6 protein-coding genes are annotated in these 10797 nt (G+C 42.5%); 4 read left to right on the plus strand and 2 right to left on the minus strand.

Annotated elements, in window-relative coordinates; all coding sequences use genetic code 11:
- Nucleotides 1-179 precede the first annotated feature (179 nt).
- Together KTE19_RS11305 and KTE19_RS11310 are read right to left on the minus strand one after the other, a co-directional pair.
- Nucleotides 180-674, minus strand: coding sequence for a C40 family peptidase (locus KTE19_RS11305; protein WP_217165137.1), 495 nt, complete (start codon nucleotides 672-674; stop codon nucleotides 180-182).
- 30 nt (nucleotides 675-704) lie between these two features.
- Nucleotides 705-1610 carry a GH25 family lysozyme gene (locus KTE19_RS11310; protein ID WP_217165135.1) on the minus strand — a complete coding sequence of 302 codons (906 nt, stop codon included), beginning with the start codon at nucleotides 1608-1610 and terminating at the stop codon, nucleotides 705-707.
- Between the two features lie 406 nt (nucleotides 1611-2016).
- Here KTE19_RS11310 and KTE19_RS11315 point away from each other — a divergent pair, with 406 nt between their 5' ends.
- From KTE19_RS11315 to KTE19_RS11330, 4 genes are all read left to right on the plus strand, one after another.
- Entirely contained in the window at nucleotides 2017-4605 is a 2589-nt protein-coding gene (locus tag KTE19_RS11315; RefSeq protein WP_217165134.1) for a YfhO family protein, read from the plus strand.
- Nucleotides 4606-4843: 238 nt separating this feature from the next.
- Entirely contained in the window at nucleotides 4844-5746 is a 903-nt protein-coding gene (gene gnd, locus KTE19_RS11320) for a phosphogluconate dehydrogenase (NAD(+)-dependent, decarboxylating) (RefSeq protein ID WP_217165133.1), read from the plus strand.
- 362 nt (nucleotides 5747-6108) lie between these two features.
- Nucleotides 6109-7923 carry a beta-glucuronidase gene (gene uidA, locus KTE19_RS11325; RefSeq protein WP_217165132.1) on the plus strand — a complete coding sequence of 605 codons (1815 nt, stop codon included), beginning with the start codon at nucleotides 6109-6111 and terminating at the stop codon, nucleotides 7921-7923.
- Between the two features lie 30 nt (nucleotides 7924-7953).
- Nucleotides 7954-10449, plus strand: coding sequence for a glycoside hydrolase family 31 protein (locus KTE19_RS11330; RefSeq protein WP_217342313.1), 2496 nt, complete (start codon nucleotides 7954-7956; stop codon nucleotides 10447-10449).
- The last annotated feature ends 348 nt before the right edge of the window (nucleotides 10450-10797 follow it).

Consider the following 10797-nt stretch of genomic DNA (forward strand, 5'->3'; position numbering starts at 1 on the left):
CACCTCATACTTAATTAATAATTCTATGGTACTCAAAAAGACGTCTACGAAGTAGACGTCCAGTTATTTAGTGCTTACTTTCAAACCTAACCAAGCAGAATCAGATTCAAGAGATATCAAAAAGGCATCGATCACAATCTGAAGTGGTCGATGCCTTTTGGCGTACAACTATTTAATTATTAATCATCATAACTCAAAGTAGCAGGGCGGGAGAAGCCAACCACGTGCCACCAAGGTGAGTAAACATTTTCAGTAATCACACCGCGGTTTTGGGAATCGATCATTCGACCGTTACCAATGTACATCCCAACGTGTGAGATGCTGTGCTTGCTACCGCCAAAGTATACTAAATCGCCTTTTTGGATATTCTTCTTAGAAACTTTCTTTGTTCCGTTATATTGGGCTTGAGCGGTTCTCGGAATTGATTTCTGGATTGACTTCTTGTAAACGTACTTGGTGAAGCCTGAGCAATCAAAGTGGGTAGGACCAACGGCACCGTATACATAACGGGAACCAAGATGCTTCTTAGCTTCGTTATAAACCTTTGAATACGAAGGATCGGTACTATCTGCACTGGCGCTGGTTGCGGCCGAATAAGCAGCAACAGCGAAGGCAAATAATGCAACGAACAATAAGAATGGTTTTAAGACTGATTTAATAGCTTTGTGTGTCACGATTATAATATTCCCCTTTTTTAAAATTCTTTAGTTAGAAACGTACGCTTTATTAGCAGTAATGTAATTGCCGTTTGATAATTCAAAGCGATAAGCGCCGTGATCCGATTTGCTTACGGTTTTAACGGTTAATTTTTGACCGGCAGCTAATTTAGAAACGCGCGATTTGAAATTAACATCGTTATATTGATAAATGTTTCTGGTCGTTGTGACCTGCTTACTTGATGGAACAGAAGTGAAGTAAGTTGGTTTTGCCTGATCGGCGGATGACTGCTTGAGCCATGAATTAACCGTCTGACTATCAACGATCTTGCTCAAATCAACATTGCCGGTAATACCACTCAGGCGACCTTTTGAAGTGTATTGCCAAAGGTCGGTTGAGACGTTTGGCTTCTGTGAGTAATTGGCAATCCAAGAGCCGTCAAACTTGGAATAGTTGATTTTATGAACATTCACATAATTTTGATATGAGTAGTAAACAATCGGCTTGTTAGTCAACTTGCGCATCGTGCTTAACCATGCATTGACGTAGGCTTGTTCAGAACCTTTTCCTTTGCGATGTTCATTGTCCAATACGTAAAATCTGGTTTTGGAGCTGGAACGCTTGTAAAAGTCCTTTGCTTCTTTTTTGGCATCGGCAACGCTTGAGAATTCTGCGTAACCATATTGGCCAAATGGGACTTTATATTTATATGCGCCATTCGCGTTGATATCTTTTTTAGTATCGATCCGGAAATCAGCATCCCCAGTGTCACCATGTTGAACCCGGATGATTGCAAATTTTAATTCTTTAGATGCCTTACGCCAATTAATGTTTCCTTGGTATTGTGAGACATCGGCAATTTTGGTTTTGCTGGCAGATACGTTCGTGCTAATCGTAAATGCTGCCATTGCCCCCATAAACAGGCCGGCTATTTTTTTAAAAGTTGAATTCATTTAATAGTCCTCCTTTAAAGCTACAAGAAGTATTATAGGGGAAGAATGCTACCAAACAATCTCAATAGTGTTTCATAAAGGTTAAAGAAAATTTCATTGCTTCATAAAATCCCTGTGAATGCCGTGCTCATGGGAATGATATCCTTATAATTAATTGCAATAATGCGTTATATTCTTCACATTTGGCTGAATTAGACCCAGATTACGGTTAAAATGTCAAAAATAACGCCTTTTGTTACAAGTTAAGGTGGTGAAGTGTAACATTTGGTTAAAGTTCTATAATTGTTGGTTAAAATGAGCACCAATTCGGCAACCGTCGATCAGGAAATGTATACTAAATCTGGATGGAAGTGGACTAGCATAGCGATCTAAGCGCTTCAAATAAAGAATAGAAAGTTGAATTTTAATGTTACGAAGGGATTTTTTTACACGTAAAGTTTTATATGTTATTGGGGCAATTGTTGCACCGGCTTTATTGATGAGCATGCTATTTCTAGTGCTCCAACTGGCGCCTTTTGGTGGTCGAAATCTGTTAATCAGTGACCTTTCCACCCAGTATTTGCAATTTTTTGCAGAACTTCGTCGCCAGCTGTTACATCTGTCGTTTTCCAGCTATTCATTTCTAATTTCAATTGGTGACAGCTTAGTCCCCATTTATGCCTACTATTTACTGAGTCCTTTGAATTTAATGATTGTCCTGTTTAAGCCGGCTCAGTTGCCGATTGCCATTGACCTGATTATTTGGATCAAGATGATTCTCAGTAGTATTTCAATGAGCATCTTCCTCGGCAATAAATATCGATCTTATGATTTCATGGGGATTTGTGGTGGTCTAGCATATGGATTATGCGGATTTGTTTCAATGTATTTCTTTGATGTAATGTGGCTGGACGCGCTGATTTGGCTGCCAATCATGATTTATGGATTGGAACGGCTATTTCATCAAAATAAGGGCGGTCTGTACGTCTTCGGGCTTACAGCCATTATTTTGACCAACTATTATATGGGTTATATTATCTGTATTTTTGCGGTGATTTACTTTATCTATTTAACCAAGCAAAGCCAACCGAAGCGGATTCCATTAGCCCAGCACATTCAGTTTCATTGGCGCAAAGGTGTTCAGTTTTTGTGGTATTCACTCATTTCGGGGATGTTATCAGCTATTGTCCTGATTCCAACCATCATTGCGATGTTGGCAACTGGGAAGAAGGATATTTTGCCGGCTAATTTTCTACTGAAGGGGACATTTGGACCCAGCTTCGCGGTCAACTTGGGGGTTGGCGGGAATGACTTTGCCGGCCGACTTGTCCATAATCCCAGTATCTTCACTGGTTCGTTATTCATTGTGGCCGGAGTGGCGTACTTCTTTTCCAAGCGAGTTGATAAGCGAAATAAGCAGGCATCCGGGCTCTTGCTCGGCAGTATTTTTCTTGGCATGTGGCTGCTGCCATTGAATACGTTTTGGCACATGTTGCAACCACCGGCAGGCTTCCCGTTTCGGATGGTGTTTCTATTTAGCTTTGCTCTCATCATGGTGGCTTATGAAGGTTATCTGCAGGGGGTCTTCCATGAAAAAAAGGTGGTAGCATTTTCGGCCGTTGGGGTTGGAATTGCGATCACGATTGGCTATATTTTTGCCAATATTTTCCAGCAGAAGATGGGGATGTACACGTTCAAAATTCCACAATTAATGGTTGGAAATGCTGTTTATTTTTTGGCAATTGGGTTTCTAGCTGTGACGACGCTGGCAATCCTTTCCGTAGCGAACAAACGTCGGGCTGCCAAATACGTGCTTATGATTACTCTGGCCTTCGAATTGATGCTTAATTTCTTGGTTGCCACATCCGGGGCACCATTTGGTAATCAGCATCAGTTTGAACGGACGTACGCAAAGTCCAGCCGCTTAATTGGCAAAATTGAGCAGCGGGAACGAGCCAATCACCAGTTCTATCGGCTGCTAGTCGTTGACCAACCGTTTAGAAAATTATTTAGGGTCCCGTATAGTGGGTACAATGATTCATTCGTTTTCAAAAATCACGGGTTGAGTTCGTATAGTTCAACACTTAACTTTCACACGCACCACGTTTTGGAGAATTTAGGATTTTCAAGTCGTAATATCCGGCGGATTGATATGTTCGGCAGTACCCCGGTCAGCGAACATCTACTGGCCCTGAAGTATTTCTACTACATTGGCAAGCACGAAAATTCACTGTCGGTGCAAAAAAACGTCGCCGGATTGGGCTTCATGACCAGCAATCGAATGCAACAGTTAAAGTTTGTTAAGAATGAGCCATTCATCAATCAGAATCGGCTGGTTCAAGCCGAAATGGGAAATTCAGAACAGTATTTCAAGCGCCCTCAGATTATGAGCACCAGCCAGCAGACCTTCCGAGACTTTTATCAATACAAAGTGGTCTTCAGAGCGAATACGACTGGTGATCACTACTTGTATTTGCCCCATGTCCGACTCCATGGCGTGGCCTTTTACATTAATGGAAGAAAACTATCAAATCTCTATAGTGGCTTAGGGACTGAAATGATCCCGGTGGGGAACTTGGAAAAAGGCCAAATCTCCACGATTACCATCCACTCGATCAAGGAGCTGCCGGATCCGGCTACTCACCTTGATGGGTTAAACAATGTCAAATTTGAGCAGGCAGTGCGGGTGTTGAACCGCCACGAACTCCGGTTGCAGGATAACAATCGCCTAGACTGGCATGGTGGCCATTTCAAAGGGACAATTACTGTTTTCAATAATCGACGGACTTTGCTGTTGAGTATTCCGTATGATAAAGGGTGGCACCTCAAAGTTGACGGTAAAAATCAGCCGGTAAAGAGGGTGGCTTCGGGGTTTGTCGGAGCTGAGTTATCACCAGGAAGGCATCGAGTAGCGTTCAACTACCAAATTAGAGGCTTGCTAGCAGGGATTGACGTGGCAACTGTTGGGGTAGTCTTATTGATTGGTACGGCAGTTTTTAAAAGAATTCGTCAGTGAATGTAAATCATTTTCAGATATTGTGAAAGTAATTTTCTTGGATAATAAAAGATCGAATAATTATCAGCGCTGATATTAAGGGGTTGGTAGCGCAATCTTTTTCTTGCTTAAACTTGCTCAGTAAATTAACCGAAAAACTTGATACAAATGTCTTGCGAAAATTCTTTTCAGATAATATAATGTTCCTGTAAGAGTTAGCAGTTAACTAGTATATTAGATGAAAGAGGTATGATTGCTTATGCAAATCGGTATGATTGGTCTTGGAAAAATGGGTCTTAACTTGGTTAAGAACATAATTCGTAACGGTAATGAAGTGGTTGCATTTGATTTGAATCCGGATAATGTTAAGTTAGCTCAGGAGGCTGGGGCAACCCCGGCTTCAAGTAATGAAGATCTTGTTAACAAATTAAGTGCCCCTCGCACTGTTTGGATCATGGTACCTGCAGGCAAGCCAACCGACTCGACTGTGAATGAACTGGTTGGTTTTCTGTCAACCGGCGACTATTTGATCGATGGTGGTAATTCATACTACGAAGACTCAATCAGACATAATAAAATTGCTGAAGAAAAAGGAATCAACTTCTTTGACTGCGGAACTTCTGGCGGTAAGAACGGTGCCTTGAATGGCGGCAACTTTATGATTGGTGGGCCAAGTGCTGAAAAATTTGAACATTTGAAGCCGCTCTTCGAAGATATCTCACTTAAAGACGGTTATCTATATACTGGTAAGCCAGGTTCTGGCCATTATTTGAAGATGGTTCACAACGGAATTGAGTACGGCATGATGGAAGCAATTGGTGAGGGCTATGATGTTTTGGACCACAGCCCATACGATTATGATAACGAAGCCGTTGCCAAAGTTTGGGTCAATGGTTCAGTGATCCGTGGCTGGCTCATGGAATTGGCTCAAGAAGCATTTGCCAATGATGCTAATTTGGATCAGATTACTGGCAAGATGTTCTCATCAGGTGAAGGTAAGTGGACGGTCCAGGAAGCCTTAAAGCAAGGCATTCCAGTCCCAGTTATTACTGATTCACTTTATGCTCGTCAACGTTCAGAAGAAAAAGATACATTTACAGGAAAAGTCGTATCAGCATTGCGTCACGGATTCGGTGGCCATGCGATGGATATGAAGAAGTAAAGAGCGCGAAAAGAAGCGGTTAGACGCGGTTATATAAAGGACGCCATTAAAATCCTGGTCTTGGATTTTGATGGCGTCCTTTATATATTAAGCGGCTGCTTCTTTGAGCGCGTTTGCTCCTAAAGGGGACTAAGCAGCAGTTGCCCCGACCATTCTTCCGGCATTCTGATGGTAAAACGCCAACTGCAACTCTAATTACCTCGGGCTGTTGTTCAATAAACAGAAAAATTTGGGCAAACAGATTCGACAATGATTGAAAGCGCTATCTGAATGTGCTATATTTTGAGAGGTACCAATACTGATGTATTAGTTTGATGATGGTTATGGTCGCTCTTGTAAGTATAAGTAAGGAGATAAGCAGTATGTTATATCCAATTAATACGATGAGTCGAACGGTGATTGATTTAAACGGAGTTTGGAAATTCATGATCGATCCGGAAACAACGCCAATTGATCCTGGCAAATCATTGCCAACGGATGATGTGATGGCGGTGCCGGCATCATTTAATGATCAAACGGCTGAAGCTAAGATTAGAAATCATACCGGGTACTTTTGGTATCAGCGCCAATTTACAGTCGCCAATTCATTGAGAAGTCAACGACTAGTTCTAAGGTTTGGGTCTGCGACGCATGAGGCGTGGGTATATATAAATGGGAAAGAAGTTACGCATCATAAGGGTGGTTTTACCCCATTTGAAGTTGAAATCAATGATTATCTTAAAGATGAAAACAACTTACTAACGGTTAAATTGAGTAATATTTTGGATTATTCAACAATTCCGGTGGGTAATTACAGTGAAACCAAGGATGCGGGTGGTCACATTATCCGTAAGGTTGATGAAAACTTTGATTTCTTTAATTATGCCGGTTTAAATCGACCAATAAAGATTTATTCAACTCCCCAAGCTCATATTGATGATCTGGTAGTGGCACCAGCGGTTGACTTGGCAAATAATTCAGCCAATGTTCATTTGACGGTGCAAACAGGTGGCGAGCAGTTTGACGAAATCAGAGCCACTGTTCTTGACGAAGATGGGAATCAAGTTGCCGAGGCCCAGGGATTATCTGAACAGCTGCCGATTAAAAATATTCATTTGTGGCAGCCACTTAAGGCCTATCTTTATACCGCCAAGGTTGAAGGCCTTATCAATGGCAAAGTGGTTGATGTCTATGAAGAACCCTTTGGTGTTCGGACGGTTGAAGTTAAGCAGGGCAAATTTCTCATCAACGGCCAGCCATTTTATTTCAAAGGCTTCGGCAAACATGAAGATACTTACGTCAATGGTAAAGGGTTGAACGAAGCTTATAATGTCCTTGACCTGAATCTCATGAAGAAGATGGGGGCTAATTCATTCAGAACATCTCACTATCCTTATTCTGATGAAATGATGCGCTTGTGTGATCGTGAGGGGATTGTGGTTATCGACGAAACCCCTGCGGTTGGATTGATGGTGTCATTTACCTTTGACAACAGTGAAATTTCTAAGCCGGGCTATCAAGATGATACCTGGAAAGATTTAAAGACCGGTGAAGCCCATCGCCAGGCCATCCATGAAATTATTGATCGAGATAAGAACCACGCCTGTGTGGTAATGTGGTCAATTGCCAATGAAGCGGCCAATTATTCCAAGGGCGCTCATGAATACTTCGAGCCACTCTTTAAGTTAGCTCGGCAGCTCGATCCACAAAAACGGCCCTTGACCTATATTGACCTGGTTTGGTCCAACCCTGAATCAGATAAAAGCAGTGACCTGCCGGACGTCATTTGCCTGAATCGTTATTATGGCTGGTATCTTGACACGGGTGATCTGGCGATTTCTGAAAAGAAAACCAGGGATGAATTAAAGCAGTGGCAGGCTAAGTATCCGGATAAGCCAATTATGTACACTGAATATGGTGCCGATACGATCCCTGGGCTGCATAGCGCCTATGATGAGCCGTGGTCGGAAGAGTTCCAAGAAGATTACTACCGTATGAATAGTAAAGTCTTTGATGAGATTCCTAATTTTGTGGGCGAACAATTATGGAACTTTGCCGATTTCCAAACCAAGTATGGGATTCAGCGGGTCCAAGGGAACAAGAAGGGCGTCTTCACCCGCTCTCGCGAACCGAAATCAGTCGTTCGGTATTTAAGCAAACGTTGGAATTCAATTCCTAATTTTGGCTATAAAAAATAACAGAATCATTTATAAATTGGAGGATTATGCATGAAAGTCAGTCGAAAATTATTGTCAGTCATCCCAGAGGGTAACCACTTATTGATGAAAACCGATGGGGCTCAATTTCAAATTTACCTGTTAGATGAAAATATCATTCGAATTCGCGGAACTTTCAAAGATCAGTTTGATCCCGAAGAATCATACGCCTTGGTCAAAACGGCCTGGGATGATCAACTGGATGATCTGTTTAAAGATGAACGCCATAAGGTTTCACCGCTAGGAATTACCCCAGTAGATCAAGGCGATGAATACCTGATTAACGGTCCCAAGTATGACTTACACATCCGCAAAGATCCGTTTGAATTTAAGATAACGGATAAGACAGGCACGGTGCTTCATGAAGATTTGCCTAAACGCTCCTTTATGCAGGATGACAATGGCCGTTCGTATCATTACACCAAAATGGGGGATCACAACTTCTTCTATGGTTTTGGCGAAAAGTCTGGTGAATTGAACAAGTTTAAACGACGGATGCGAATGCATAATACTGATTCGCTTGGCTGGAATGCTGCTAAATCCGATCCGCTTTATAAGATGATTCCGTTTTATATCAATCTGGATTCTACGCTGAACACCGCAACTGGGATGTTCTACAATAATTCCTACGATTCGGTCTTTGACATGGACAGCGAGCACAGTAATTACTGGAAACGATTCAGTTATTTTGAGTGTGATGGTGGCGATGTTGACCTCTTCTTCATTGGCGGCCCAACAATTAAGGACGTGGTCGAACACTATACCGATTTGACTGGCAAGAGTGCTTTGATGCCATTAGCTTCTCTAGGCTATATGGGTTCGACGATGCATTATACCGAATTGGATCATAACGCCGACCAAGCAATTTTGGACTTTGTGGATACCTGCAAGAAGAACGGGATTCCTTGTGACGGCTTCTTCCTGTCATCAGGCTATACTTCCGGTGACGATGGCAAGCGTTACGTCTTTAATTGGAATAAGAAACGTTTCCCGGATCCGGACAACTTTATTGCGGAATTGAAAAAACGCGGGGTGCTATTGGCCCCGAATATCAAGCCGGGGATGTTACTAACTCATCCATTTATGAAGGACTTTGAAGCTGGCAATGCCTTTATCAAGACCCCAGATAAAAAGGGCTATGAGGTCGATCAATACTGGGGTGGCGATGCCCACTTCATCGATTTCACCAGTGAAGATGGTCGGAATACTTGGAACAAATTTATGACCAAGGCATTGTTGTCTAAGGGAATCACCTCAATTTGGAACGATAATAATGAGTATGAAATCAATGATGGTCAGGCGCAGGCGGCGGCCGATGGCTTAGGCAAGCCAATTGCAAGCCTCAAGCCAATTATGCCGACAATGATGGCTAAATCTGCCAAGAAGGCAATTCATGACTATAATCCAAATGTCCGCCCATATCTTATCAACCGAGCGGGCTTTGCCGGCATCCAGCGCTATGCTCAGACCTGGGCAGGTGACAACCGGACGTCTTGGACCAACGTGAAGTATAATGTTCCAACTATTTTAGGGATGGGTCTTTCTGGCGTTGCCAACCAGGGATGTGACATCGGCGGTTTTGACGGCCCAGCTCCCGAACCAGAACTATTTGTGCGGTGGGTTCAAAATGGCATCTTTCAACCGCGATTCTCGATTCATTCTTCCAATGACGATAACACGGTCACGGAACCGTGGATGTATCCAAAATATACTTCATATATCCGCGATGCCATTCGCTTACGGTATCGCTTAGTGCCGTACTTCTACTCATTACTGTTCGAAGCATCGACCAAAGGATCGCCAATTATGCGGCCACTGGTTTACGAGTTCCAAGATGATCCGAAGGTACTGGAAGAAAGTTTTGAGTTTATGTTGGGACCATCGTTGTTGGTTGCCAACGTATTAGACAAAGGTCAAACGGTCAAGCCAGTGTACTTGCCAAAAGGGGCGAAATGGGTTGATTTAGCTGATGGTCATTATTATGATGGTGGCCAAACGATCCAAGTGTCAGTTGACCTGCATAGTATTCCAATGTTCCTGCGGGCTGGTGGCATTATTCCAACGGCACCGGGATTGTTGAACATTCATAACCAAGTTATTGATAATCTTAATTTGTTAGTTGAGCCGTCCGTTGAGAGTTCATTTACCCTTTACGAAGATGACGGTAAGACCAATGATTATCAACAGGGTGATTATTTGACAACGAATTATCATGTTGCCAGTTCAGAAGCGGGCGTTGTTATTGATGTCCATAATGAAGGCCAATATACATCAAAGGTTAAGCAGTTCAAGCTGGAAGTACTATGTCCACAAATTGCTCCCGCTCAGGTTTCGATTGGCAACAGTGAAGTTGAACAGTTCTTGAATTTTGAGAAATTTGAGCAAGCCAGTCAAGGTTGGTTCTTTAACGGTGAAAATCGGAGAGTAATTGTTAAGTTTAACCGCCCAAGTGAGGCGGATTATCAGATTAACCTGAACTTTAGTGTGAAGGATTTGATTTCACTGTAGAGAGTGTGCGGATCCAGGCGGTTAGAAACTGGATCATAAGTCTCCTTATCCAGAAATCCTGGGCTTGGATTTTTGGATAAGGTGCTTATGAGGAAGTTTTTGCCTGGAGGAGCAGTCCTGATAGAGCATCAGTTGCGTCGGAATTATGGCCGGGGATCTTTGAAAAGGTTGCTGTTCCGGTTATTGCTGAAGCAAATGCACTTAATCAAAGTGACGAAAAGTATCGGTTAAAAGATAAGAACAGCCTCCCTAAAATCCTGATTTGGATTTTGGCTCTTCGTCAACTGTTGTTGGTGAAACTAAATTCGAGTTCTAATCACTTTGTGATTAGGGCTCTTTTTGTTTTGA

The sequence above is a fragment of the Lentilactobacillus dabitei genome, assembly GCF_019061365.1.
Taxonomy (GTDB): domain Bacteria; phylum Bacillota; class Bacilli; order Lactobacillales; family Lactobacillaceae; genus Lentilactobacillus; species Lentilactobacillus dabitei.

What these genes read in the sequence shown, in the direction of transcription:
- KTE19_RS11310 (WP_217165135.1), bottom strand. Translation starts at nt 1,610, where the DNA reads ATGAATTCAACTTTTAAAAAAATAGCCGGCCTGTTTATGGGGGCAATG.
- KTE19_RS11315 (WP_217165134.1), top strand. Translation starts at nt 2,017, where the DNA reads ATGTTACGAAGGGATTTTTTTACACGTAAAGTTTTATATGTTATTGGG.
- gnd (WP_217165133.1), top strand. Translation starts at nt 4,844, where the DNA reads ATGCAAATCGGTATGATTGGTCTTGGAAAAATGGGTCTTAACTTGGTT.
- uidA (WP_217165132.1), top strand. Translation starts at nt 6,109, where the DNA reads ATGTTATATCCAATTAATACGATGAGTCGAACGGTGATTGATTTAAAC.
- KTE19_RS11330 (WP_217342313.1), top strand. Translation starts at nt 7,954, where the DNA reads ATGAAAGTCAGTCGAAAATTATTGTCAGTCATCCCAGAGGGTAACCAC.